General features: G+C 59.5%; 25 protein-coding genes. 9 read left to right on the top strand and 16 right to left on the bottom strand.

Annotated features, from left to right (window positions below; genetic code table 11):
* Positions 1-7: 7 nt before the first annotated feature.
* The 6 genes from rpsR to LKE90_RS02025 all read right to left on the bottom strand — a co-directional run bounded on the left by rpsR (position 8) and on the right by LKE90_RS02025 (position 6,025).
* Positions 8-283 carry a 30S ribosomal protein S18 gene (rpsR, locus tag LKE90_RS02050; RefSeq protein WP_010668229.1) on the bottom strand — a complete coding sequence of 92 codons (276 nt, stop codon included), beginning with the start codon at positions 281-283 and terminating at the stop codon, positions 8-10.
* A gap of 6 nt (positions 284-289) precedes the next feature.
* Positions 290-751: a 30S ribosomal protein S6 gene (rpsF, locus tag LKE90_RS02045; protein WP_291491173.1), complete on the bottom strand. Its 462-nt coding sequence runs from the start codon at positions 749-751 to the stop codon at positions 290-292.
* Between the two features lie 200 nt (positions 752-951).
* Positions 952-1,512, bottom strand: a complete 561-nt coding sequence (locus LKE90_RS02040) for a GNAT family N-acetyltransferase (RefSeq protein ID WP_291491172.1) — start codon at positions 1,510-1,512, stop codon at positions 952-954.
* A gap of 4 nt (positions 1,513-1,516) precedes the next feature.
* The gene (gene rpoD / locus LKE90_RS02035; protein WP_291491171.1) at positions 1,517-3,511 is read right to left on the bottom strand and encodes an RNA polymerase sigma factor RpoD; all 1,995 of its coding nucleotides are present in this window, start codon (positions 3,509-3,511) and stop codon (positions 1,517-1,519) included.
* 173 nt (positions 3,512-3,684) lie between these two features.
* Entirely contained in the window at positions 3,685-5,553 is a 1,869-nt protein-coding gene (gene dnaG, locus LKE90_RS02030) for a DNA primase (protein WP_291491170.1), read from the bottom strand.
* A 10-nt stretch (positions 5,554-5,563) separates the two neighbouring features.
* Complete coding sequence (locus LKE90_RS02025) at positions 5,564-6,025, bottom strand: GatB/YqeY domain-containing protein (protein WP_291491169.1); 462 nt, start codon at positions 6,023-6,025, stop codon at positions 5,564-5,566.
* 465 nt (positions 6,026-6,490) lie between these two features.
* Here LKE90_RS02025 and rbsK point away from each other — a divergent pair, with 465 nt between their 5' ends.
* A complete protein-coding gene (rbsK, locus tag LKE90_RS02020) occupies positions 6,491-7,426 on the top strand; it encodes a ribokinase (RefSeq protein WP_291491168.1) in 936 nt (311 codons plus the stop codon).
* 165 nt (positions 7,427-7,591) lie between these two features.
* Here rbsK and LKE90_RS02015 read toward each other — a convergent pair whose 3' ends face one another.
* A complete protein-coding gene (locus tag LKE90_RS02015) occupies positions 7,592-7,924 on the bottom strand; it encodes a hypothetical protein (protein WP_291491167.1) in 333 nt (110 codons plus the stop codon).
* Positions 7,925-8,263: 339 nt separating this feature from the next.
* On the opposite strand from LKE90_RS02015, the gene carA reads away from it, so the two are divergent.
* The 5 genes from carA (at position 8,264) to LKE90_RS01990 (ending at position 16,045) form a co-directional block, all read left to right on the top strand.
* Positions 8,264-9,685, top strand: coding sequence for a glutamine-hydrolyzing carbamoyl-phosphate synthase small subunit (carA, locus tag LKE90_RS02010; RefSeq protein WP_291491166.1), 1,422 nt, complete (start codon positions 8,264-8,266; stop codon positions 9,683-9,685).
* Between the two features lie 10 nt (positions 9,686-9,695).
* Positions 9,696-10,901 (top strand): ATP-binding protein, encoded by a 1,206-nt coding sequence (locus tag LKE90_RS02005; protein WP_291491165.1) that lies wholly within the window; start codon positions 9,696-9,698, stop codon positions 10,899-10,901.
* Between the two features lie 15 nt (positions 10,902-10,916).
* A complete protein-coding gene (gene carB / locus LKE90_RS02000; RefSeq protein WP_291491164.1) occupies positions 10,917-14,171 on the top strand; it encodes a carbamoyl-phosphate synthase large subunit in 3,255 nt (1,084 codons plus the stop codon).
* A 189-nt stretch (positions 14,172-14,360) separates the two neighbouring features.
* Positions 14,361-14,834 carry a transcription elongation factor GreA gene (gene greA / locus LKE90_RS01995; protein ID WP_291491163.1) on the top strand — a complete coding sequence of 158 codons (474 nt, stop codon included), beginning with the start codon at positions 14,361-14,363 and terminating at the stop codon, positions 14,832-14,834.
* Between the two features lie 14 nt (positions 14,835-14,848).
* Positions 14,849-16,045 carry a threonine ammonia-lyase gene (locus LKE90_RS01990; RefSeq protein ID WP_291491162.1) on the top strand — a complete coding sequence of 399 codons (1,197 nt, stop codon included), beginning with the start codon at positions 14,849-14,851 and terminating at the stop codon, positions 16,043-16,045.
* A gap of 58 nt (positions 16,046-16,103) precedes the next feature.
* On the opposite strand, the gene LKE90_RS01985 is transcribed toward LKE90_RS01990, so the two are convergent.
* The 9 genes from LKE90_RS01985 to LKE90_RS01945 form a co-directional block, all read right to left on the bottom strand.
* Positions 16,104-16,943, bottom strand: coding sequence for a nucleoside 2-deoxyribosyltransferase (locus LKE90_RS01985; RefSeq protein ID WP_291491161.1), 840 nt, complete (start codon positions 16,941-16,943; stop codon positions 16,104-16,106).
* A 66-nt stretch (positions 16,944-17,009) separates the two neighbouring features.
* Positions 17,010-17,456, bottom strand: coding sequence for a ribosome silencing factor (gene rsfS / locus LKE90_RS01980; protein ID WP_291491160.1), 447 nt, complete (start codon positions 17,454-17,456; stop codon positions 17,010-17,012).
* Between the two features lie 122 nt (positions 17,457-17,578).
* Positions 17,579-18,331 (bottom strand): nicotinate-nucleotide adenylyltransferase, encoded by a 753-nt coding sequence (locus tag LKE90_RS01975; RefSeq protein WP_407066031.1) that lies wholly within the window; start codon positions 18,329-18,331, stop codon positions 17,579-17,581.
* Positions 18,252-19,523, bottom strand: coding sequence for a glutamate-5-semialdehyde dehydrogenase (locus LKE90_RS01970; RefSeq protein WP_291491158.1), 1,272 nt, complete (start codon positions 19,521-19,523; stop codon positions 18,252-18,254). Before LKE90_RS01970 ends, LKE90_RS01975 begins: the two co-directional genes overlap by 80 nt.
* Before the next feature lie 39 nt (positions 19,524-19,562).
* A complete protein-coding gene (ychF, locus tag LKE90_RS01965) occupies positions 19,563-20,657 on the bottom strand; it encodes a redox-regulated ATPase YchF (RefSeq protein ID WP_291491157.1) in 1,095 nt (364 codons plus the stop codon).
* A complete protein-coding gene (gene pth, locus LKE90_RS01960; protein WP_291491278.1) occupies positions 20,657-21,283 on the bottom strand; it encodes an aminoacyl-tRNA hydrolase in 627 nt (208 codons plus the stop codon). The genes ychF and pth overlap by 1 nt, the downstream gene beginning before the upstream one ends.
* 70 nt (positions 21,284-21,353) lie before the next feature.
* A complete protein-coding gene (locus tag LKE90_RS01955; RefSeq protein ID WP_291491156.1) occupies positions 21,354-21,962 on the bottom strand; it encodes a 50S ribosomal protein L25/general stress protein Ctc in 609 nt (202 codons plus the stop codon).
* 142 nt (positions 21,963-22,104) lie between these two features.
* Positions 22,105-22,542, bottom strand: coding sequence for a YMGG-like glycine zipper-containing protein (locus tag LKE90_RS01950; protein ID WP_291491154.1), 438 nt, complete (start codon positions 22,540-22,542; stop codon positions 22,105-22,107).
* A 96-nt stretch (positions 22,543-22,638) separates the two neighbouring features.
* Positions 22,639-22,872: a hypothetical protein gene (locus LKE90_RS01945; RefSeq protein ID WP_407066038.1), complete on the bottom strand. Its 234-nt coding sequence runs from the start codon at positions 22,870-22,872 to the stop codon at positions 22,639-22,641.
* Between the two features lie 463 nt (positions 22,873-23,335).
* On the opposite strand from LKE90_RS01945, the gene LKE90_RS01940 reads away from it, so the two are divergent.
* From LKE90_RS01940 to mreD, 3 genes are all read left to right on the top strand, one after another.
* Positions 23,336-24,382: a rod shape-determining protein gene (locus LKE90_RS01940; protein ID WP_077814381.1), complete on the top strand. Its 1,047-nt coding sequence runs from the start codon at positions 23,336-23,338 to the stop codon at positions 24,380-24,382.
* 192 nt (positions 24,383-24,574) lie between these two features.
* Positions 24,575-25,750 (top strand): rod shape-determining protein MreC, encoded by a 1,176-nt coding sequence (mreC, locus tag LKE90_RS01935; protein WP_291491152.1) that lies wholly within the window; start codon positions 24,575-24,577, stop codon positions 25,748-25,750.
* 11 nt (positions 25,751-25,761) lie between these two features.
* Positions 25,762-26,334 (top strand): rod shape-determining protein MreD, encoded by a 573-nt coding sequence (gene mreD, locus LKE90_RS01930; protein ID WP_291491151.1) that lies wholly within the window; start codon positions 25,762-25,764, stop codon positions 26,332-26,334.
* Positions 26,335-26,336 lie beyond the last annotated feature (2 nt).

Below are 26,336 nucleotides of genomic sequence, written 5' to 3'. Positions count from 1 at the left end.
TTCTCCCTCAGCCCACAACGTAGGGCAGCAGGGCGAGGAAGCGGGCGCGCTTGATGGCCTGAGCCAGTTCACGCTGCTTCTTCGCGGATACGGCCGTGATACGGCTAGGGACGATCTTGCCACGCTCCGAGAGGAAGCGGCTCAGCAGACGGACGTCCTTGTAGTCGATCTTCGGCGCGTTCGGCCCGGAGAACGGGCAAGCCTTGCGACGACGGTAGAACGGACGACGCGCACCAACGGCTACGCGACGGGCGCCCGGATTGATTTCGTTGCTTTCGGACATTCGTTCTTACTCCGCTGCAGCTTCGACGTTCTCGTCACGAGCGCGATATTCTTCGCGATCGTCGTAGGAACGACGTGAGGAACGACCGCTTTCAAAGCGACCGGCCGGCTTCGGACCACGGAAACCACGCTCGCCACGGTCATCGCCCTTGCGGGACAGAACCGGAGACGGGTTTTCGTCGATCTCTTCGACGCGCAGGGTCAGAACACGCAGAATGTCTTCGTTCAGGCTGAGCTGACGCTCGACTTCGCGCAGGGTCTCGGGCTTCGCGTCAAGACCGAGGAGCAGATAATGGCCCTTGCGGTTCTTCTTGATGCGGTATGCGAGTGAACGCAGACCCCAGTATTCCTGCTTCTTGATGGAGCCGCCGTCAGCTTCAAGGATGCCCTTGATCACTTCGGCAACAGCTTCAACCTGCTGCTGGTTGATATCGTTACGTGCGATAAGCACGGTTTCATACAATGGCATGCAGTCCCTCCGGATTGCTTCAACCCAAACACCGCGGACCGTTCCGGCGATGCTGCGTGACAGGGAACCCCTGAACGCACGGGTATAGCCGGACACGATGCCACGCGCCCGGCAGGGAAGAGCGGCGATCAAACACGACTGAACATGAAAAGCAAGTTTTTTCGCACTCCCATCAGCTTTTTCCTTCTGAGGGATGACGATCAGAGCCGGGTCAGATGCTCCGGGACAGGCAGCCCAAGCCGGATGGGGATGTCCCATTCCTCCCTGACGACGCCCAGCATCCGGAAACCGATTGCCAGATAGGATGGCAGGGCCCGCCTGTGGTCCGCCGTGCAGGTATTGACTGTCACGCGGAGCGGGTTGGCCGACCACGCCATGGCAACGACCTGAGACAGAAAGGCGCGTCCTACGCCTTTACCGATCATATCCGGCATCAAGCCGAAATAGGCGAGATTGACCGTCTTGTGCGGCTGGAGTTCAAATTCGAAAAAGCCCCGCACAACGGTATCTTCCTTCAGCAGAAAGAATGACCGCCTCGGCTCCGCGAGGATACCCGCCAGTTCAGCGTCAGATTTAACCCGACGCATCCACCAGCAATGCTTCCCGCCGACATCCGTGTGTAACTGACGGTATAACGCTACGGTCGGCGCATGGTCCTGTTCAATCCGGAACCCCGGCGGCAACGGGATTACCGGAAACCTCGGGGGGTGGATCATCTCCAGAAAGGTGACGTCCACCAGAACCCGTTCAACAGGCTCCATGACCTCAGTTGTCGTCGAGGAACGACCGGAGTTTACGGCTACGGCTCGGATGCTTGAGCTTACGGAGCGCCTTGGCTTCGATCTGACGGATACGCTCACGGGTCACGTTGAACTGCTGCCCGACTTCTTCCAGCGTGTGATCGGTGTTCATGCCGATGCCAAAGCGCATACGCAGGACACGCTCTTCACGCGGGGTGAGAGAGGCGAGCACGCGGGTTGTCGCTTCACGCAGATTGGTCTGGATGGCGGCATCCAGCGGGATGATGGCCGTCTTGTCTTCGATGAAGTCACCAAGATGGCTGTCTTCCTCGTCACCGATCGGCGTTTCGAGAGAGATCGGCTCCTTGGCGATCTTGAGAACCTTGCGGACTTTCTCCAGCGGCATTCCCAGCTTTTCAGCCAGTTCTTCAGGCGCGGGCTCACGACCGATTTCATGCAGCATCTGACGTGACGTGCGAACCAGCTTGTTGATCGTCTCGATCATATGCACCGGAATACGGATCGTGCGCGCCTGATCAGCGATGGAACGTGTGATGGCCTGCCGGATCCACCATGTCGCATACGTGGAGAATTTATAACCGCGACGGTATTCAAACTTATCCACGGCCTTCATCAGGCCAATATTGCCTTCCTGAATCAGATCAAGGAACTGAAGGCCACGGTTGGTATATTTCTTGGCGATGGAGATCACGAGACGCAGGTTGGCCTCGATCATCTCCTTTTTGGCGCGGGCTGAATCGCGCTCGCCACGGGCGACAGTGGCGTAGACGCGACGGAATTCACCAACGGACAGACCGGTGTCCTGCGCCAGTTCGGCCACCTGCGTACGCAGGTCGTTCATCGTGTCAGTGTGCTTCAAGACAAGGTTTTTCCAACCTTTGCCCGGAAGCGTCGTGATCATGTCCATCCACCCCGGCTCAAGCTCGTGGCCACGATATTTCAGCAGGAAGTCATCACGGGAAACCTTGCAGCCTTCCGCCAGCCGGAGCATCCGGCCTTCATAGGCGTTCAGGCTCTGGAACAGCTCCTTGAGCTGCATGACCAGTTCCTCGATCCGGTTGTTGTGCAGATGAACCTGCTCAACCTTCGCCACCAGTTCCAGCCGCAGCTTCTGATAGTCGGCTTCGATTTTGTCGGTGGTTTCCTCACCTGCGACAAGCGCCTCCAGACGCTTGTCCTGCATCTTCTGGAGCTTCTCGTAGAGCGGCTCGATTTCGTCGAACTGGACAAGAATGTCGGGCTTCAGCTTTTCTTCGAGAGCCGAGAGGGAAAGGCCGCTGCCCTCCCCTTCAGCGCCATCGACTTCCTCTGCGTCTTCAGCCTCGTCCGTCTCGTCCTCACCGTTCTCTTCGCCGTCCTCACCCTCGGCCGGAACGCCTTCCGGACCGTTCTGGTCAGCCTGCATGGCTTCAAGATCGACGATATCACGCAGCAGCATGTCGCCATCCTTGAGGCGCTCATGCCATGAGATAATGGCGCGGAAGGTCAGCGGACTCTCGCAGAGCCCGCCAATCATCTCGTTCCGGCCGGCCTCGATGCGTTTGGCGATGGCGATTTCGCCCTCACGGGAGAGGAGTTCGACCGACCCCATCTCACGCAGATACATACGAACCGGGTCATCGGTACGGCCAAGGTTTTCGCTGACGTTTCCAGTGGCGCTCTCGCTCCCGGATTCCGTTTCAGCCTCTTCCTCTTCCTCGGCTTCCTCTTCCTCGCCTTCGGCCGTCTTCTCAGCCGGACTCTCGGCTTCGTCGTTGTCTTCGTTCTCTACGACCTGGATGCCCATCTCGGAGAGAATAGCCATGACATCCTCGATCTGCTCGGAAGACATCTGATCCTGTGGCAGAACCGCATTCAGCTCATCAAACGTGATGTAACCGCGCTCACGGCCCTTGGCTATCAGACGTTTAACAGCGCCGGAGCGGGTGTCGAGGAGTGCGTTGTCTCCGTCCTGTTCACCAGACGTGGTGCCCGTCCCGGTTGCAGTCTTAATCGCCATCCCTGGATAGTCTCCCTCTGCCCGCTTCCTGAAGAAGGAAAACAGGACAGCACAAAATGCACACATAAAGAATAAGGCAGCGTGGAGGTGGTCGATCCAACCACGGAAGTCAAGGCTGCTCCCTCAACAAACGGGCAAGTTATCCGTGTGTTGCATCTGTAACACACGATTTTTCAACTGAACCCATCCTCCATACGCCGCAATGCCGCCAGCGCGTCGATTCGGGATTTCAGCCTGTCCCATTCATCGGGGTCCATCCCATTTCTCGTCCAGGCCTCGGTATCCCGTACCACATCAGCCTCAAATTCCGGGCGGTTGACGTTAGCATAAAAGTGCCACCACTGCATTTCAGGCGTCTCATCAGCCGTCGCGGGATCGGGGTTGCGTTCTGCTGTCGGACTACAGGAGGCCCTGATGACAGCGTCAGCTTTCCCGCTCAATCCCTGAACCACCAAAACCTGCATCAATCTTGCATGTATGTCTTCGGAATGGAACTGCCCTTCGGCATCCTGATCGTCCTCCACAAACATCATGATCGCGGCGCGCAGATCGGTCAGATCCTCCGGCAGCACCAGACGGCACCACGCATCCCCGACACGCTCAGCCAGCCAGGGATACCGCAGCACCAGATCCGTCAGCTTCTCCAGACTTCCCCTGTCGCCACTGAAAGGTGTCGCCGCCCGCGTGCCCAGACTGATGTCGGGCAGAACCGGACCGCCGCCCTTCCCTGACCGCCCTCCACCATATGCGGGACGCTTCTGCCGATAGGTCTGAAAAAACCTGTCGAGAAGCGTTGAGCGGTACTCACCGCCAAGCGTCTTGTCCTCGATTTTTGCTGCGGCCTGCGTAAGACGGCTGCGGAGGGCGGCGCGTTGCTCGGGCGTTGGCTGCGCGGGCGTGCCTTCGGAGAGCAGATCGAACAGCATGTCGGCCAGAGGACGGGCCTGCGCGAACAGCGCTGCGACACTGTCACGGCCACGTCGCTGAAGGAGACTGTCGGGGTCTTCGCCTTCGGGAAGCAGGCATATCCTCAGACCGCGATCCGCGGATATGAGAGGCAGCGCGGTCTCGGCGGCACGAACGGCGGCGCGACGACCAGCGGAATCTCCGTCAAAGCAGAGGATCGGTGACGGCGTGGCCTGCCAGAGAACTTCGAGCTGCTCTGGCGTCATGGCGGTTCCGAGCGGAGCGACGGCCCCTGTGAACCCTGCCTGATGCAGCGCGATGACGTCCATATAACCTTCGACGACCAGCGCCTCGACTGGCAGCGCCCCCCTCGGGCGAGCCGCACGGAGAGCGGGACGGGCGCGATCGAAGCCGAACAGAAGCCGCCTCTTGGAATAAAGCGCCGTTTCGGGACCGTTGAGATATTTCGGCTGCCCGTCGCCGAGGATACGGCCTCCGAAGGAGACGAGGTCACCGCGTCGGTCCCGGATGGGGAACGTCACGCGGTTCCAGAACAGCTCGCCTTTCGGACGCCCCTGCTCGTCGAGACGCATGAGCCCCGCCTCGGCCATCGCCTCCGGCGTGATACCCTGAGATTTGAGGGCGTCCACGAGGGCGTTACGACGATCACTGGCCCAGCCGAGACCAAAAGCCGCAATGGTTTCGTCAGTGAGACCACGTCGGCGGAGATAATCGAGACCGGACCGTCCGGAAGGCTGATGCAGATCGTAAGTATAGATACGTTGGGCGGCCTCAAGCACGTCGCCGAGAGTTTTTTGCCGGGCGGCTTCCTCGCGGGCCCGAGGGCTGGGCTTGGGAACGCTCAGTCCCGCTTCTCCGGCGAGAGTCTCCACAGCCTCGGGGAAGCCCTTGCCTTCGATCTGCATGACGAAGGAGATGGCGTCGCCGTGCGCGCCGCACCCGAAACAGTGGAAATGGTCGTCGTAAACGTAGAAGGACGGGGTTTTCTCGCCGTGGAAGGGGCAGCATCCCTTCCAGTTGCGACCCGAACGCGTGAGCTTGACGCGACGACCGATCAGGGGCGCGAGAGGCGTTCTCGCACGAAGTTCGTCAAGGAAGGCGGCGTCAAGACTCATACGTTCATGATTAGGTGGAGAGTGCCGCCTTGACGAGGCCATTTGCGCGCCCAAGGTCGAGAGATGCGCCGAATTTGGCTTTCAGGGCGCCCATGACCTTGCCCATGTCCTTCATGGTGGCGGCGCCTGTCTCGGAGACGGCGGCCTTCACGGCTTCTTCAAGTGCGGCCTCATCCATTTCCGGAGGCAGGAATTCGCGAATGACTTCGATTTCACGCTGCTCCTTTTCGGCAAGGTCTTCCCGACCGCCTTCAAGGTACATCTTCACGGATTCCTGACGAGACTTGACCATACCGCGGAGCGTGGCGGTGATATCATCATCCGAAAGCGCCTCCTTGCCCTGCCCGCGTGCGGCGATATCGACGTCCTTGATTTTGGCGCCGATCATGCGGAGCGTGGTGACACGATCTTTCTGACCAGCCTTCATCGCGGTCTTGGTGTCTTCGGCAATGCGCGCACGAATGTCGGTCATGGGATCAGCCCTCGGATGGAAATATGTTCGGTTGACGGGGTGTCTCCCGGATTGACGGGATGGTCAAGGCCGACAGAATTGGCCATCAGCCTGACAGAACGCTCCTGACACAGGCATATTACTTAAATCCGGCCAGAACTGTGGACACGACAATAATCGTTTCACGGTAACGGCTGGATAAGGCGATTCATAAAGGTGCATGCCTCAAATAGCTGCGTCCGCCAGTTTCTGCCCGTCTGGAAGACGTTCCGACAAACCCTGCTTTCAGGAAAACCGGAATTCAAAATTCTTGTTTTTATTATCGATATGCTATGCGGAAGATGCCCTACACGTCAGAACCTTCTGCGATGAGGCATCTTATCGCAGAAGGCTCTGACACATTGTTTATCAAGAATCTTCACGTGATTGGGTGAGTCCGCCCCATCACGATCTGCTCTAGCGCCCGACTGAAACAGGTGACCACTCATGCCAGCATCACGACTCATTCTCTCCTTCGGCAGCGTGAACATCGACGTCACGGCGCGAGGGCAACGCCTGCCCACTCCCGGGGAGACCGTTCATGCCGACAGCTACACAATCGGACTGGGAGGAAAGGGAGCCAATCAGGCCGCCGCCGCCGCTCGACTGGGGTCAGGCCGCGCCATTCAATCCGCTCTGGTGGGACGTATTGGAGCAGACGCCTTTGGCGCTCAGGCAAGAAGCTCACTGGAGACGTTCGGCGTTGAACTCGAAGCGCTGAGAACGGATGGGAACGCTGCAACAGGGCTGGCATTGATCGGCATTGATCAGCAGGCCGAAAACTGCATCACGGTCGTCGGCGGCGCAAACCTGCATGTCGATGAGCATGACATCCAGAATGCGGAACATCTGTTTTCACGGGCTGCGGTTCTGCTGCTGCAACTGGAAGTGCCAGTTCCGGCGGTTCTGGCAGCAGCCCGGAAAGGACGGCAGGCTGGAGCGCGCGTAATCCTTGACCCGGCCCCCGCATCAACAGAACTCCTTCCGGACGCTCTCTGGCCACTGCTTGATGTCATAACGCCCAATGAGACCGAAACGGCGGCCCTGTGCGGAATACTGCCGAAGTCCCCGGAAGATGCCGACGCCGCGACACGCCTCCTGCTCGAACGGGGCACAAAGGCCGTCATCATCAAAATGGGGGCCCGAGGCGTCTACTGGCGCACCGACAGCGCGAAGGGTTTTCTCCCGCCTTTTCCTGTCAAAGCCGTTGATTCGGTCGGCGCCGGAGACTGCTTCAATGCGGGTCTTGCCGTGGCTCTGGCTGACGGTCTGTCTTTTGACGCTGCCGTGAGAGTCGCAGCCGCATGTGGCGCACTGGCCGTCACAAAACACGGGGCTGCCGAAGCTGCCCCCGAATGGAACGAGGTCGCGGCGCTCCTGTAACCTCTGGGGCTGGCAACAAAACGTCTGACGGACCGCCGACGAACAGAGGCGTCATCTGTCAGAAAAGACCCTCAACCAGAGCAGATCAGCGCCCAGCTTCCTTCTGTCGCCGCATCGAGACTGAAACGATCAATCCTCCCGCTGCTCCGAAAGCGGGAGGGAGCATCACACAGCTTCCAGAATTACGCCGTGCGCCGCTTTTCGTCTTCTATACTTCTGGCCATTGATCCTTGGATATGTAGAGAGAACGCGGTTTTTGGGGTCCCTTATGAAGCGGTAAATACAGTACCATTTTTCAATAAGCGCATGACTGTTTGTGCGGCGCGCCTCTTCAAGCTGACGAACAACGTAATTGATGGTGTTTTCTTCCTGCTCGAATACAATTGAGTAAATTTCTTCTAACTTGTCTATAATATCCATCTTTTCCATTTCTGCCCCCTCATAATGAATATCGTCAAAATCCATAAATGAGGGATTAATATTTTCAGAAATGATCATTCATTTAATAACCAGACACCACTGGGACAGAGCATCTCCCCATAAGCAGACCCAATCTTGATGCAAGCCAGATTCAGAGAAGGGTACCCGGCTTCTCCGCAACCCTTTCCTGAACCGGACATCCCGACACGACTGCGCCGATTCGTCACAGATGAAGCGCCCTGCATACAGTCGGCGCAGTCAGAAATTCCGCCCTCTGGAGCCGCATTATCCCAGAACCCGGTACAGCCAGACACGCCTAGAGAACAAAATTCCCACCCATCAGACTTTGGGGTGGGAATTTTCTTCCCACTTTTCCACCAGACTGTTAAAAGCGCGTTCTGTAGGGAGAAGGTAGCCATGTCTCTGTCTGTCGAAGCCATCATTGAACGGGTCGGCGGCCCTGAAAAGATCGCAGCGCTGACTGGTGTCGGCACTGAAGCCGTGCGCAAATGGCGTCAGGCGCGGGCCATCCCGCCAAAGCACTGGCCCGTCGTGGCCCGGGCCGCAGGCATTTCGCTCGATGAGCTTCAGCCCGAAACACCTTCTTCTTCCCCGCCCCTTCCAGAGTCCCCTAACCGGAAACAGATCATGTCCGAACAGCGCGCAAGCTCAGCCACTGAGGTTCCGGAGGGAGCAACAGCCGCTCTCGTTCTCGCCGATGGCACAGTCTTCTGGGGGATCGGCTTTGGAGCCGCGCCGGCTGACGAGGCGCTCGGGGAAATCTGTTTCTCCACCGGCATGACCGGTTATCAGGAAACACTGACCGATCCGTCCTTTGCCGGGCAGATCATCACCTTCACTTTCCCTCATATCGGCAATGTCGGCACCAACGGCGAGGACGACGAAGCCCTGCGCGTGGCCGCCCGTGGCCTCGTGGTGAAGCAGGATCTGACGGAGCCGGCCAACTGGCGCTCGACGGAAAGCCTCGACGCCTGGCTGAAAGAGCGGAACGTGCCGGGCATCTGCGGCGTGGACACGCGTGCGCTGACTCTTCGCATCCGCGACGGGGGACCGCAGACCGCCGTGCTCGTAGCCGTCAGCAACGGTCAGATCGACCTCGACGCCGCCAAGGCGAAAGCTGTCGCATGGCCGGGTCTGGAAGGCATGGACCTCGCCAAGACCGTGACATGCGCCAAGCCTTACACATGGTCGGAAGGCGTGTGGGAATGGCCGTCCGGCACAAAGCCGCTGCCTACCAAGCGTCGCAAGGTTGTTGCGGTTGATTACGGCGCAAAGCGGAACATTCTCCGCTGCCTGACAGCTGCGGGCTGCGATGTGACAGTCGTTCCGGCAACGACATCCGCCGAAGAGATTCTCGAACTCAAGCCGGAAGGCGTATTCCTCTCCAATGGTCCCGGCGACCCGGCCGCCACGGCCCCCTACGCCGTTCCCGCCATTCGTGGTGTTCTCGATGCGGGCATTCCCGTGTTCGGTATCTGCCTCGGCCACCAGCTTCTCGCACAGGCGCTCGGCGCGAAGACCTACAAGCTCGCGCAGGGCCATCGCGGCGCAAACCAGCCCGTGAAGGATATCGAGACCGGCAAGGTCGAGATCACCAGCCAGAATCACGGTTTCGCCGTCGATGAGAAGTCGCTGCCGAACGATGTGAAAGTCACGCATATCAGCCTGTTCGACAAGTCGAACGAGGGCATCGCCTCCACCACGCTTCCCGCCTTCTCCGTGCAGTACCATCCGGAAGCCAGCCCCGGCCCGTCTGACAGTTTCTATCTTTTCGAGCGGTTCGTGGCGCTGATTGATAAACACGGAAAGGCCGCCTGAGCCTTCCCATATGGATCCTGTCCGTAACCCCTATGTCCCCGGAGCGGGGGCTTCTCCCCCGGAGCTTGCCGGACGGGAAGACCTGTTCACACAGGCCGGAATCGTGTTGCAGCGCGCGCTTGGCGGAAAGAGCGCGCGCAGCTTCATCGCGACCGGCCTGCGGGGCGTGGGCAAAACGGTCGTGCTGGCCCGCGTCGAGCAACTGGCGAAAAGCGCCGGGTATCTGACCTGCTTTGTCGAAGCCGAGGAAGAAAAGCCGCTCGGCGCCACTCTGGTTCCGCATCTGCGTCGGATGATGCTGGAACTGGATCGTCTGGGCGCGGTGACGGAGCAGGTCAAACGCGGCCTACGCGTCCTGAAAAGTTTCGCCAGCGGCCTGCGTATCCAGTCCGTGCTTGGGTTCAGCATCGAACTGGACGTGGAACCGGAGCACGGCACCGCCGACACTGGTGACCTGACCACCGACCTGCCAGACATGATCTCGGCTCTCGGCCACGCAGCGCAGTCCCGTCATACCGGCGTGGCGCTGTTCATCGACGAGATCCAGAATCTCTCCGAGGCCGACCTCTCAGCAGTCATCATGGCGATGCACCGGGTCATGCGTGAAGGTCTGCCCATCGTGCTGGTCGGCGCGGGTCTGCCGCATCTGGTCTCGCTGATCGGGCAGGCCAAATCCTATGCCGAGCGCCTGTTCGAGTTCCCCATCCTCGGCCCACTTTCTCCCGCCGAGTGCGAAGATGCCCTCCGCACACCCGCAGCACGGGAAAAAGTGGATTTCACACCGGAAGCCGTCGCGGAAGTGGTCCGCATCACGCGGGGCTACCCCTATTTCCTTCAGGAATGGGCCTATCATGCGTGGAACGTGGCGCATGGCGACCGCATTCTCAAAGGCGACATCGATGTGGCGACCGAAGTGTCACTCACCTCGCTGGATGGCGGTTTTTTCCGGATGCGCTACGCCCGCCTGACGCCCCGCGAACGGGAATACTGTCAGGCAATGGCGGAACTTGGCGAAGGCTCTCACCGTTCCGGGGAAATCGCCGAACGCATGGGCTCCCGTACGCAGGCCGTGGCCCCGGTGCGGGCGACGCTGATCCGCAAGGGCATGGTCTACAGCCCGGCTCACGGCGAGACGGCGTTCACCGTGCCGCTTTTTGAAAACTATCTTCACCGTATTCGGACCATGGGCACCGACCCGGCCGACTCAGACGACTGACCAAAAGGACTGATCATGCCCAAACGGACAGATATCCGCTCTATCCTGATCATCGGCGCTGGTCCGATTGTTATCGGTCAGGCCTGTGAGTTCGACTATTCCGGCGCGCAGGCGTGCAAGGCGCTGCGTGAGGAAGGCTACCGCGTCATCCTGCTGAATTCGAATCCGGCCACGATCATGACAGATCCGGGTCTGGCGGACGCGACCTATATCGAGCCGATCACGCCGGAATTCGTGGAGCGGATCATCCTCAAGGAGAAGCCGGACGCGATCCTGCCGACCATGGGCGGTCAGACGGCGCTCAATGCCGCCATGGCGCTGGATGCTTCCGGTTTCCTCGTGAAGCACAATGTCGAGCTGATCGGTGCGAAGGCGGATGTGATCGACCGCGCCGAGGACCGTCAGAAGTTCCGCGAGGCGATGGACGCCATCGGCATCGAGAGCCCGAAGAGCTTCATCGCGCACACGCTGGAAGAAGCCCGCGAGGCGCTGACGCATGTGGGGCTCCCGGCCATCATCCGCCCCTCCTTCACCATGGGCGGCGCGGGCGGCGGCATCGCTTACAACAAGGAAGAGTTCGACCAGATCGTCGCCGGTGGACTCGACGCCTCTCCGACGACGGAAGTGCTGGTCGAAGAGTCGGTGCTGGGCTGGAAAGAATTCGAGATGGAAGTCGTCCGCGACAAGGCGGACAACTGCATCATCGTCTGCTCCATCGAGAACATCGACCCGATGGGCGTGCATACCGGTGACTCCATCACCGTCGCCCCGGCGCTGACGCTGACCGACAAGGAATATCAGCGGATGCGTGACGCCTCCATCGCCTGTCTGCGGGCGATCGGCGTCGAGACAGGCGGCTCCAACGTGCAGTTCGGCGTCAACCCGAAGGATGGCCGCATGGTCGTCATCGAGATGAACCCGCGCGTGTCACGTTCCTCGGCGCTGGCCTCCAAGGCGACCGGCTTCCCGATCGCCAAGATCGCGGCGAAGCTGGCCGTCGGCTACACGCTGGACGAACTGACCAACGACATCACCGGCTCGACCCCGGCCTCCTTCGAGCCAACCATCGACTATGTCGTCGTGAAGATCCCCCGCTTCACGTTCGAGAAATTCCCCGGCACCCCCGCCCTGCTCTCCACCTCCATGAAGTCGGTTGGCGAGGCGATGGCCATCGGCCGCTCCTTCCCCGAGGCGCTCCAGAAGGGTCTGCGCTCGATGGAAACCGGACTTGTCGGGCTGGACCCGGTCGAGGCTCCCGGCGACGGCGGTGTGGACGCGTTCCGCGCCGAACTGTCGCAGCCGCGTCCGGAGCGCATCCTGATGGCCGCACAGGCGCTCCGTGCCGGTCTGTCCGTTGAGGAGATCGCCGCCGCCTGCAAGTTCGAACCGTGGTTCCTGCGCGAGCTTGAAAAGATCGTTCAGGCCGAACGCGAAGTGCTCGACAGGGGACTGCCGGAAGATGCTCAGAGCCTGCGTCGCCTGAAAGCGATGGGTTTCTCGGACGTGCAGCTTGCCCGCCTGTCCGGCACGCAGGCCAGCGAAGTCTCCGCCCTGCGTGAGAAGACTGGCGTGAAGCCGGTTTACAAGCGCATCGACACCTGCGCGGGTGAGTTCGCCTCCGCCACGCCGTATATGTATTCGACCTACGAGAACCGCTTCGGCCAGCCTATCTGCGAGTCCAACCCGACCAGCCGCAAAAAGGTCGTCATTCTCGGCGGCGGCCCGAACCGGATCGGTCAGGGCATCGAGTTCGACTATTGCTGCGTCCATGCCGCCTACGCTCTGCGTGAAGCCGGGCTTGAGACCATCATGGTCAACTGCAACCCCGAGACAGTCTCGACGGACTACGACACGTCCGACCGTCTGTATTTCGAGCCTTTGACGAGCGAGGATGTCATCGCGCTGATCCGGCTTGAGCAGGAAAAAGGCGAGGTTCTGGGCTGCATCGTGCAGTATGGCGGCCAGACGCCGCTCAAGCTGTCCCGCGCTCTCGAAGAAGCGGGCATCCCGCTGCTCGGCACGCCTGCCGACGCGATCGACCGTGCCGAGGACCGCGAGCGCTTTCAGGCCCTGCTCCGCAAGCTTGGTCTGCGTCAGCCAGCCAACGGCATCGCCCGCTCTCCCGCCGAAGCCGAGGATATCGCCGAGCAGATCGGTTATCCGGTTGTCGTGCGCCCGTCCTACGTTCTGGGCGGTCGCGCGATGGAGATCGTGCATGACCGGTCCAGCCTCCAGCGCTACATGAAAGTCGCATTGCAGCTCGCCGGTGCGGAAGTGGCGAACGGCCCCGTTCTGATCGACCACTATCTGAACGACGCCATCGAAGCCGACGTGGACTGCATTGCCGACGGCAACGAGGTTTATGTCGCGGGCGTCATGGAGCACATCGAGGAAGCCGGCATCCATTCTGGCGACAGCGCCTGCGCCCTGCCGCCCTACACGCTCTCCCCGGCCATCGTGACGGAGCTGAAGGCCCAGACCGAAGCCATGGCGCGTGAACTCGGCATCGTTGGTCTGATGAACGTGCAGTATGCGATCAAGGGTCAGGACGTTTTCGTTCTGGAAGTAAACCCTCGCGCCTCCCGCACCGTACCGTTCGTGGCGAAGGCGACGGGCGTTCCGGTGGCCAAGATCGGCGCCCGGGTGATGGCCGGTACGAAACTGTCCGAATTCACGCTGGATGATCGGGCCGTCGTGCCGCACGTGGCGGTGAAGGAAGCCGTCTTCCCGTTCCACCGTTTCCAGGACGTGGACACGATCCTCGGCCCGGAAATGCGCTCCACCGGCGAAGTCATGGGCCTCGATACCTCGTTCGAGCGGGCTTTCGCCAAGTCGCAGCTTGCTGCGGGCGTGAAGCTGCCGATGTCCGGCGCGGTGTTCCTGTCGGTGCGTGACGGAGACAAGACCCATCTGCCCCGTCTGGGCCGTATGCTCGCCGATATGGGCTTCACCATTCTGGCGACGAGCGGCACGGCGAAAGGCCTGAGTGACGCGGGCATTGAAGTGAAGATCGTGAACAAGGTGCTGGAAGGTCGCCCCCACTGCGTGGACGCTATCCGTTCCGGCGAAGTCCAGATGGTCATCAATACAGTGCAGGGCGGGCAGTCCGTGAAGGACAGCTATGACATCCGTCGCTCGGCCCTGACGATGGGCGTGCCCAACTTCACCACGATGGCCGGAGCCCGGGCCGCAATTCACGCAATTGCAGCGATGCGCGAGGGTCCGCTTGAAGTTGCGCCGCTTCAGTCCTATTTTAACGGATCGTTCTGAGTAGATGAGGGGCGTTCCCGTTGAACGTCTCTCGCCTTCTCCCGGTAATTTTACCGTTCTGAAACGATCTGCTGAGAGGTTTATCCCTTGAGCGGATCGTGAGGGATTATCCCTCTTCGCACGGGGCTGGACTGGCGCTCTCGCCGGTCTGGTCCTCTTTTTATGTTCCGCTTTCCGAGGATTGGCACCTTGCAGAAAACTCCGATGACCGCTTCCGGCCTGCAGCGACTTGAGGACGAACTCCGTCATCTCAAGTCTTCGGAGCGTCCGGCCGTTATTCGTGCGATTGCAGAAGCCCGAGAGCACGGCGATCTTTCGGAAAACGCGGAATATCACGCCGCCCGCGAGCGTCAGTCGTTCATTGAAGGGCGTGTGCTGGAACTTGAGGAAATCGTCTCGACAGCCGAGGTGATCGACCCTTCCAAGTTCTCTGGTGATCAGGTGAAATTCGGCGCACGCGTCACCCTGATTGACGAGGAGACAGAGAAGGAAGTGCGCTACCAGATCGTCGGCATGTATGAGGCCGACATCAAGCAGGGCCTTCTCTCCATTTCCTCGCCACTGGCAAAATCACTCATCGGCAAGTCGCTGGGTGACACGGTCTCCGTACCCGCGCCCGGCGGCGACCGGAGCTACGAGATCACCGCCGTCTTTTACGCCTGAGGAAAGCTGCCCGCGTGATCACGTTCGAAGACATCACGGCCGCTGCCCGGCGGATCGAAGGGCGTGTACTGCGCACGCCCACCATCCCGTCTCACTCCCTGTCGAAGTCAGTCGGGGCGGAAATCACGCTGAAGCTTGAAAATCTTCAGGCGGTCGGATCGTTCAAGGAACGCGGCGCTGCGAACAAGCTGGCGCTGCTGACACCGGAAGAACGCGCCCGTGGCGTGATCGCCGTCTCGGCGGGCAATCATGCGCAGGGCGTGGCGCGTCATGCCAGCCTGCTGGGCATTGACGCCGTGATCGTCATGCCGCGCTTTACTCCGGCGTCCAAGGTGACACGGACCGAAGGCTGGGGCGCACGGGTTGTGCTTGAGGGCAACAATTTTGCCGAAGCCTCTCTTTTCGCCAAAGACCTTCAGGAACGCGAAGGCCGGGTTTTCATCCATCCCTACGACGACGATGCGGTCATGGCTGGTCAGGGCACATGTGCGCTGGAGCTTCTGGAAGACGCCGGCCCGCTGGATGCGCTCGTTGTGCCGATTGGTGGTGGCGGCCTTCTCTCCGGCATGGCTGTTGCGGCAAAGGCCATGCGTCCCGAGATTGAACTGATCGGCGTGCAGGTGGAAAGCTACTCCTCCCTGTCAGCCTTTCCCGGCCCCGAAATCATGCCTTGCGGTGGCGCAACCATTGCCGAAGGCATTGCGGTGATGCAGATCGGTCGCCGGACGCATGAGGTCATCCAGCAACTCGTCTCTCGGGTCGTGGTCGTGTCCGAACGCGACGTGGAAAATGCGATCACCCTCATGGCCGAGGGAGCCAAGCAGGTGACAGAAGGTGCTGGCGCAACAGGGCTGGCCGCCGTGATGAGCAATCCCTCCCTGTTCGCAGGCAAACGCCTCGCCCTCCCCGTGAGCGGTGGGAATATCGACACGCGCATTCTGGCCAATACGCTGCTGCGCGCCATGCTACGTGACGGAAGGCTGCTGCGACTGATCATGCAGATTCCTGATCGTCCTGGCATACTGGCGGATATTTCAAAAACGATAGGCGAGGCTAACGGTAATATCCTCGAAGTTTCTCATCAGCGTCTGTTTGCCGCGCCATCGGTGCAGGCTGCGGAACTGGAAGTGATGATCGAGGCGCGCGATCCTCAGCATGCGGAACAGATCACCGAGGCGTTGCGAGAGCGTTACGTGGTGCGACGGGTGTGATATAATGCAATAACTTTAAATGTCTTTTTGATAATGAAAGCCACTCTCTATAAAATATTCAAAATGGAATCGTGTCAGCAGTAATCTTTAATTCTATTCGCGATAGAAAATCCTGATAGGGTGTCCGCACCTTCATTAATGCGAAACCATTTAAATCATAACTATCTTGCAATTCATCACCATGCCACGAACGGCCCATCACCTTTCTCCCAATCAATTTCAAAGGAACCCATCCTTTGCGCCCAATACGCGAGACTGGGCTTTTAATAAAATGTCTCTGTCCAAAATCGGGCATATCTGATTCAGTTGACATACACTCCTGACCGTCCTGACTAAAATACCACCCCTTTCCAGTATAAAAATATATTGTTTCGATCTCAGGTGATTGTGTATCTGTTTTATTTTGTATATCAAACGATACAGTAACAATTGCAGTTGCCGTATATTCAGTTTTTTCCAAATCTCCTTCTATATTATTAAGAGAAACAACAATTGGCTTTTCAGATTCCACTAAAACATGCTTTAAATCACTCGTTAATTGATCTCTCAAATGAGATACTGAATTATAAACAAGATGCCTATGGTGTTTTAGATCAAATGGAATATCTTGGGAATTATCCGTGAGGAGAATACATAATTTTCCTTTTGCATGAGCATACCCAACTTCATAAAATACATTAGGATTACGGCCAGTCATATCAGCAACAATCACATCAGCCGTATTTATTTGATTATAGATTCGGGTAAGAATATTTTCTTGATGAAAAATCTGTTCATCTACTCTTTGACAAAACATTCCGCTTTGCTCAACGGCACTTTTTATTCCTAAATTATAGACGTCATCGAAAATTTTATCAAATGGCATAAGCACAAAAACGAAAGGTTTAGTATTTTCCAATTTAAAAACCTTCCTTAAAAATAAAGGAAAAGGTTATTCAACCTTTTCCTTCTTTAATAATATTTATCAGAGAGTGGTAATCTCTCCCCCATCGGCACCATCAAAATCCGTGCCCCACATCTGCTCCAGACCGTAAAGCGCGCGCGCTTCCGCCTTGAACAGATGGATCACGATATCGCCGACATCGATCAGCACCCAGTCAGAGCCGTTCGCGCCTTCGACGAGGATGCGCTTCAGACCGACTTCCTTCAGCTTGCGCTCGATATGCTGGGCCATCGCGGCAATCTGACGATCCGCCACACCCGTCGCAATGACCATACGGTCCGCGAAAGAGGCCCGCCCGGTCAGGTCAATGACGACAATGTCCTCACCCTTATCGTCGTCGATGCTTTCCGTGATGATGCCGAGATATTTTTCGAGCTCATCAGCGGGTGCATGAGGACGTTTCTTGCCTTCCTTCGCAGGACCTGCCGCTGCGGCTTTCTTGCGCGGCGTACCGGGAGCCTTTGCCACAGCGGCAAGGCCCGGATCGACCGCCTTGGGCGTTCTGGATTTTGCCGGCGCCTTCGACGCTCCAGCTTTCGCGGCGACCGGGCGACGATCCGTCGTGTCCGTATCGGTGGGGGGCTTTCTGGCTATGACCGTGTCTCCTGCCGGGTGGCTGCCCGATCTGTCCGGAATAAGGATTCTGTGTGTCCCGCGCGTCGCAGGGCTGTTGCCGATATACCGTTTTGCGGGCCAGGAAGAAAAGCCCAGACCGGGGGCGTTTTATCGGGAAGCTGTCGAATTTTTCCGACTGGCAGACGACAGTGGCTCAGACGCCCCGCAATCTTGCCATGCAGCGCTGCGGCATTGCTGCCCGGACGCGGCATGACAGCAAGCGGAACCTGCCTGAGAAAGGCCTGCCAGCGATACCAGCGGGGCAGTTCGGCAAAAACATCCGTACCCATAAGCCAGACGAAACGGACTCGGGGAAAACGACGCCTGAGAGCCCGCATGGTGTCAAAGGCGTAGCGTGTGCCGAGAGCGACCTCGATATCCGTGGGAATGAGCCGGCGGTCGGTCGCCAGCCGCTCGACCGACGCCAGACGCTCGGCAAGCGACGCCATCCCTTTACGTGGTTTGAGCGGATTGCCCGGCGAGACCATCAGCCAGACCTGATCGAGACCCAGCAGATGCAGCGCCCGAAGCGCAATCTGGATATGCCCCTCATGCGCGGGATTGAATGATCCGCCGAGGAGACCGATCCGCACCGCGCGGCGATCTCCCCGGATCGGGATCGTATCGTGATGGAAGGTCACGGCAGACTTATGAACGGGTCTGGCCTGTCCCGATGACTTCGTAACGGAAGGTCGTGAGTTGTTCGAGACCGACTGGACCGCGAGCATGGATACGACCGGTGGCAATGCCGATTTCCGCTCCGAATCCGAACTCACCGCCATCGCAGAACTGCGTGGACGCGTTCCACATGACGACAGCACTGTCCGTGCCGTTCAGAAAGCGGGTCGCCACAGCTTCGTCGGAGGTGATGATCGCCTCGGTATGGCCGCTGCCATAACGGGCAATGTGAGCCAGCGCGGCCTCCACACCATCCACAACGGCAATGGAGAGAACCGGGGCCAGCCATTCGGTCGCAAAATCCTCGTCAGCGGCAGGCTCAAGACCGGGCACGATGTGACGGGCGCGCTCGTCGGCACGGAAATCGCAGCCAAGCTCCCGCAGGTCACTGACAATCCCGGGCAGCAACTCCGATGCGATGGCATTGTCGATCAGCAGCGTCTCGGTGGAACCACAGATTCCGGGACGACGCATCTTGGCGTTAGCCAGAACACGCCGGGCCATCTGCGGCTCGGCGGCAGCGTGAATGTAGGTGTGGCACAGCCCCTCGGCATGCGAGAGCACAGGGATACGCGCCTCGTTCTGCACGCGCTCGACAAGGGATTTGCCGCCACGGGGAATGATGAGATCGATCAGACCGGACGCCACCAGCATATCGGCAACATGCTTACGATCGACGCTGGGCGCCACCTGCACGGCGTCCACGGGAAGGCCTGCGGCTTCAAGACCGGTGGCCATCGCGGCATGAATCGCCTGCGCGGAATGGAAGCTCTCCGAACCACCCCGCAGAATCACGGCATTGCCCGATTTGATACAGAGACCGGCTGCATCCGCCCCGACATTCGGACGGCTTTCATAAATCACGCCAAGCACACCGATGGGTGTCGCGACACGACGGATTTTCAGACCGTTGGGACGTGTCCATTCCGTGAGGATACGGCCAACAGGATCGGAAAGATCAGCCATGTCCTCCAGCCCCTTCGCCATCCCCTCGACGCGCTCGGCGGTCAATGTCAGACGGTCACGGAAGGCATCGCTGCCTGTATAGGCGGCAAGATCCTTCGCATTGGCTTCGAGGATGGCGTTCTGCTGTTCACGCAGAGCATTGGCGGCAGCCCAGAGAGCCTTGTCGCGCAGAGCGGTTGGGGACTGGGCCAGCGTCCGCGCTGCGATCCGTGCGGCCCGGGCCATGCCCGCGATCGCATTGGAGTCTGTCGCTTCCGCCTTCATGCTGGCGCTCATTTACGGTCCCCTACCCTCTTCTTCTATAAAGTTGATGTCTCAGACATTGAAACGGAATAGCAGCACATCGCCGTCGTGAACGATATAGTCACGGCCTTCGATCCGCATCTTGCCCGCTTCTTTTGCCCCTGCCTCACCATTGTATTTCACATAGTCGTCATAGGCGACCGTTTCGCAGGCGATGAAGCCTCGCTCGAAATCATTATGAATGACGGCGGCGGCCTGAGGAGCCTTCGTGCCGGCCGTGATGGTCCAGGCCCGGGTCTCTTTCGGACCGACAGTGAAATAGGTGCTCAGGCCGAGCAGTTTGTAACCCGCGGCGATGACACGATCGAGACCACTGTCTGACAGGCCAAGACCTTCCAGAAATTCCTTCTGGTCTTCCTGAGGAAGCTGGCTGACCTCGGCCTCGATCGCGGCGGATACGATGACGCAGGCCGCGCCTTCGGCTTTCGCACGCTCTTCGACCTGAGCGGAAAAGCTGTTGCCCGTTGCGGCCGAGCTTTCCTCGACATTGCAGACATAAAGTACGGGCTTCGTCGTCATGAGCTGAAGACGCTCGGCGATCAGTTCCTTGCCTTCCGGAATGGCCGTGCGGGCAGGCTTGCCTTCGCGCAGCGCCTCGATCAGAGGCTCCATCACCTCGACCTGAGCCAGCGCATCACGATCGTTCGACTTGGCCTTTTTCTGCAAAGGCACGATGCGCTTTTCGAGAGAGTCGAGATCGGCCAGCATCAGTTCGGTCTCGATGATCTCGGCGTCCCGAACCGGGTCAACACCGCCCTCAACATGGGTAATGTCGTCATCCTCGAAGCAGCGCAGGACGTGAATGATGGCGTCCACTTCGCGAATATTGGCGAGGAACTGATTTCCCAGCCCTTCACCGCGTGAAGCCCCACGCACGAGACCGGCGATATCCACGAATTCAAGGCTGGTCGGCAGGATTTTCTGCGACTTGCCGATCCGCGCCAGTTCCGCAAGGCGCGGATCGGGCACGGCGACGCGACCGACATTCGGCTCGATGGTGCAGAACGGATAGTTCGCCGCCTGTGCCGAGGCCGTGGCCGTCAGGGCGTTGAACAGGGTGGATTTACCGACATTGGGCAGTCCGACGATGCCGCAGTTGAAGCCCATCAGTCTTTCACTCCTGTTTCTCCTGCCTTCTGGCCGGGAATTGTTGGTTTGGGGCTGTTTGCCGTGAGAAGCGCAATACGCGTCATACAGTCTTCGCGCTGCCCCGCAGCAAGCAGGGGCGCAGTATCGGACACGGCGTCCAGCAGGTCTTCAAGCCACGGCTGATCGGCCTTGGCGAAGTCCCCGAGAACCCAGCCGTGGACACGTTCCTTCGAACCGGGATGGCCGATGCCTAGGCGCACGCGCCAGTAATCCTGTGTACCAAGCTGTCTGTCGGTCGAGCGCAGGCCGTTATGACCAGCGGCTCCTCCTCCCTTCTTGATGCGCACCTTGCCGGGAGCAAGATCAAGCTCGTCATGGAAGACGATGATGGCATCGGGGGAGATTTTATAGAACGTCGCGGCTTCGCGGATGCTGTCGCCGGATGCGTTCATGTAGGTCATCGGCTTGAGGAGCAGCACCTTGCTGGTGCCGATCCGTCCTTCCGCGATCTCGCCGCGAAAGCGCTTTCGCCACGGCGAAAAACCGTGACGTGACGCAATGGAGTCGACCGCCATGAAGCCGATATTGTGGCGGTTATGGCTCATGGAAGTCTCGGGATTACCGAGCCCAACCCAGAGCTGGATCGCCGGTTGCATGGCGGTCTGTCCCGAGGCCGGAAGCTATGCTCCCGACCCGACGGGCCTCCTTCTGTTTTTATACAGCAGCCGAAGCCGCAGCGCCTTCCTCAACGTCCACGGTCGGAGCCGCGATCGTTGCAACGACGAAGTTCGGGGTCTGCAGAACCGGGGTCACACCCTCGGTGCCCTTCAGATCGTCCCAACGCACGTTGTCGTTGATATCCAGAGCCGACACGTCAACCGTAAAGACTTCAGGGATGTTGGTCGGGTCAGCCGTCACTTCGATCGTGTGAAGAACGATATTGAGCACGCCACCGCGCTTGATGCCGGGGGAGCTGTCTTCACCATCGACATGCACGGCGATCTCGACATGGACCTTCTGTCCCGGCGCAAGGCGCTGGAAGTCAACATGGATCGGCGCATCGGACACCGGATGGAACTGGATGTCACGCATCAGGGCGCGCTCGCTGAGATCGCCAGCCTTGATTTCGTAGACATGCGAACGCCAGCCCGGCTTGTGCAGCTCGCGCATGATGACGCGCGGATCGAGCGCGATAAGGGAAGCTTCAGCCTTTGCACCATACACGACAGCCGGAACAAGGCCCGCACGTCGGGTTGCGCGCGCTGCCCCCTTACCTGCGTTCGCGCGCTTGGATGCTTCGATGGAAATCAGTTTCGTCGCCACTGTATCAACTCCTAAGTATGCGAACGGACGTCGGCCTCCAGGGGTGCCGACGCGAGGCGCGCTCTTTAGCGGAAAAGCGGTAACGACGCAACAGAAATGCCGGAACGACACTGCGTCCCGTTCCTTTCAGCCTCTCTGGCTGTCAATAACCCTGCTGAGGGGCATAACCAGCAGGATAACCACCATAGGTACGGGGATAATTCGTAGTGCCCTGCTGCGAGACACCATTATACCCGCCCTGATAGCCACTCTGCTGGTAGCGCTGCTGGGTCTGATACTGCTGCTGGGGGGAGACGGCCTGAGGCTGCTGATAACCCTGCGTGTAACCACCACCGGGACGGTTGGGCGTGGTCAGCGCTCCGGTCCCTGCCCCGAGCAGACCACCCGCGAGGGCGCCAATGGCCGCGCCACGACCGCCTCCGGCCAACGCGCCGATAGCAGCCCCGGTGCCTCCACCTATCAGCGCACCGTTACCAGCTCTCTGCCCCGGGCTGTACGGATCGCCGCAAGAGGAGAGGAAAAGCGGCAGAGCCAGAATCGCAATGCCGCAAGCCTTCTGTCTGTTCACTGTCTTTGCCATCCATTCGTTATGTCCGGCAGCAAGCTGTGGACTATTGGTCCGCCGCAGCTTGCCCCTTTCTCTCAGACGTCTCCCTGCCCTGAAAAGCGGCAGGTATCAACGTCTGCGATTACCAGCCTTCGGCGGATTGGGCGTTGTCGCGGCCCCCACCGCCGCTCCCGTTCCTCCACCGGCCAGCGCGCCAATGAGCGCACCCTGACCACCTCCGGCAAGAGCGCCGATCGCCGCACCGCCACCCGCGCCAATCAGGGCGCCACTCCCCGCACGCGCTCCGGAATCATAAGGATTGCCGCATCCGGTCAGTACAGACATGGACATCAGCCCGGCCATAGCCAGCAGACGCACGCCCCATCGACCGGATTTCGGTTTTTTAATTATATTTTCTCTCATGACGCCACTCCCTGATCTTCATGGCACACCGCGTTGACCGCCTCACCGGAGACTCGTCAGGCGCAGTACAAGCAAAAACGACGAAGCGTTTCCGGAAGTTCCCCGCCTGTCTGACGGGAAGCAGGAAATCCAGAACACTACATGGATGCGGATTCCTGCTTTAGAACACTCTGAAAGAGATTTATGGCCAAATCAGGAACGCCCTGCCTGTCCCATAGTTTCTGCATGTCAGCCCTTGCGGTGTCATCCCAGCCTCGCTAAGCGTCGCAACCAACCTGCATGCGCGACCGACACATGCTTCCCGCGTTCTTCGCACCTGGAAAACTGGCGTCCCTCACGTCATGCGGGTTTCATTATGCCGCACGACCTCAGTGCGCGCATGACTGCTGGCCAGGAGTTTTGGATGTTCGCTCGCCTGCTGGGTCTCATGTCGGCCGACATGGCCATCGACCTCGGCACCGCCAATACGCTGGTGTATGTCAAAGGCCGCGGTATCGTTCTGAACGAACCGTCCGTTGTGGCCATTGCCGACTCACGTGGCAAAAAACAGGTTCTCGCCGTCGGTGAGGAAGCCAAGCAGATGGTCGGGCGCACACCCGGCAACATCATGGCGATCCGCCCGATGCGCGATGGCGTGATTGCCGACTTCGAAGTCGCGGAAGAGATGATCAAGCACTTCATCCGCCGCGTTCATAACAGAAGCATTTTCGCCAGCCCACAGGTCATCGTGTGCGTCCCCTCCGGCTCGACGGCCGTCGAGCGCCGCGCCATTCAGGAAAGCGCCGAAAGCGCCGGAGCACGCCGCGTGTTCCTGATCGAGGAACCCATGGCGGCGGCCATCGGCGCAGGCCTTCCTGTCACCGAGCCGTCCGGCAGCATGATCGTCGATATCGGCGGCGGCACCACGGAAGTCGCCGTCATCTCTCTCGGTGGAATCGTCTATGCCCGCTCCGTGCGCGTCGGCGGCGACAAGATGGATGAGGCGATCATCTCCTACATCCGCCGGATGCATAACCTGCTGATCGGCGAGAGTTCAGCCGAACGGATCAAGATGTCCATCGGTTCGGCCATGATGCCCGACGATCCGAACGATCCCGGCCCGCTCCAGAACGTGAAGGGGCGTGATCTGATCACAGGCGCGCCTCGCGAAGTGGTTGTGTCGCAGGCGCAGATTGCTGACAGCCTTGCCGAGCCGATCACCCAGATCATCGAAGCCGTCAAACTGACGCTGGAGAACACACCGCCGGAACTGGCCGCCGATATCGTTGATAAAGGCATCGTGCTGACAGGCGGCGGCGCTCTGCTCTATCGCCTCGATGAAGTTCTGCGACTGGCAACCGGCCTGCCGGTTACGGTTGGCGAAGATCCCCTGTCCTGCGTTGCACTGGGAACGGGACGCGCCCTTGAGGAAATGAAGCGTCTGCGCAATGTCCTCACGACAATGTATTAACGAAAAATAACCATGCACTCTCTGCGGCTTTTTGCCATTATACCAGCAGAGAGCTGAAGGATTATGGCTCGAAGAGCGTAGATTGGGGATACAGCCCCCAAAATATGGGGGTTCCTTGTCAAGCGGCTGCGAGGAAAAATCAGGACGGAAATCCGGCAGGGCGCTGTCTGACATGACGACAGGGCCGATTTCGTGTCCGCGCCGGTCAAAGCTGTCGGAAAGATCGACAGCATGATTCCTGTCTCGATCCAGATTCGTCAGGCTCTGGACCGGCTCTGGCTGCCCGCCATGCTCCTGCTGTCCATCGCGATCATGCTGCTGGGCTGGGCCAATCAGCGCGTCACGGTCGCGGCGCGCATGGCGACTGCTGATGTCCTGTCCCCCCTCTGGTCTCTCGTGGCCCTGCCCGGTCATGAAATTTCCGAGGCAGTCTCCGAGTTGCACAGCATCGGACATCTCGCGCACGAAAATGCACAGCTTCGCTCCGAGAATGAAACCCTGCGCGGATGGTATGACGTGGCCGTCTCGCTGACGCAGGAAAATGCCACCCTGAAAGAAAATCTTCACTGGATGCCCGACCCGCTGCCATCATTCGTGACAGGGCGCGTTATCGGCGATGTCGGCGGTCTTTATTCCCATGCCGTTCTCATCAACGCCGGGCCCGCCAACGGTGTCCGGGTCGGCGATGTGGCGCTGGCCGCTGACGGATTTGCCGGGCGTGTGACGGAAACCGGCGAACATTCGGCCCGTATCCTGCTGATCAACGACGTCGCCAGCCGTATTCCCGTCCTGCTGGAATCCAGTCACGGCACAGCCATCATGGCGGGCGACAGTTCGCTGACCCCAAGACTGATTTTCTATGCTCAGGACAATCATCCGGTAGAAGGAGAGCGTGTCGTCACATCCGGGCAGGCCGACCTCCTGCCGACAGGAATTCCGGTCGGCGCCGTGCATTATGTCCGTGCCGGAACGCCGGTTGTGGTCCCCTACGCCCGCCTTAATCATCTGAGCATCCTGCGGGTCTTCAACTTTGAAACCGGGACGATCGAATCGCCTGATGCGCCTGGTCGTGTGCCTGTCACAGCCAGTCGCAGCGTCCGCAGCGACGGCAAGAAAGACAATCCGCTCGATGGCATGACCCTTGGCGGCGTGGTCGAAAGCGCGACCGGTCGCCCGCCGGCAGGCTACCAGCCGCAACGTCAGGACAATCAGGAAAGCGGAAAGCCGGACCCTGTCCATCCTGATGATGACCATCCGCAGAACCGAAACGAGGATGAGAGTCCGCAGGGCGACCATGAGCCATTACAGAAATCAGGTTCCCTCAACCCTCATTCCTCTTTCGGCATCCCTCCGGCGGAACACGGGTGAGAGAGACCGGCATGTCTTCCGATCATCATCCGCAGTCTCACTGGCATCCCGATGTCCGTTCCGCGCCCGCTCTCGCACAGCGTCTCGACCGGCTGGCCATGCGTCTGCTGCCGGGCGGTCTCACAGCCCTTGTGGCCGCCCTGCTTGCCGCGCCCACCGGCATTCCCGGCGCCATCGCGCTGATTCCGGGACTTGTCATGGCCTCGGTGTTTTTCTGGTCCGTGTGGCGTCCGGCCTCGATGTCCGTGCCTGTCGTATTTTTTCTGGGTCTTCTGCTCGACCTGATCGGCTTTGCGCCTCTGGGCGTCTCCGCTTTTGCCTTCCTGCTGCTGCACGGCGTAGCGGTTCATATGCGTTTCGGACTCATGCGCCTGAATTTCGTCACGCTGTGGCTGGCTTTCACACTGCTGGAAAGCGGCATATGCTGGCTGTTGTGGTTTATGGTTTCTTCGCTATCCTTCAAGATCATGCCGACAGCTCCGGTCATCTTCGAATGTATGCTCACCGCAGGCATCTATCCTCCCTTCGCCGCACTGGGAAACTGGGCGCATCGAAGATTTTCCAATCCGGAACCCCAGCTTTGATG

This window comes from Acetobacter sp., assembly GCF_022483985.1.
Lineage (GTDB): Bacteria > Pseudomonadota > Alphaproteobacteria > Acetobacterales > Acetobacteraceae > Acetobacter.
This window is presented reverse-complemented; position numbering and strand designations above follow the sequence as displayed.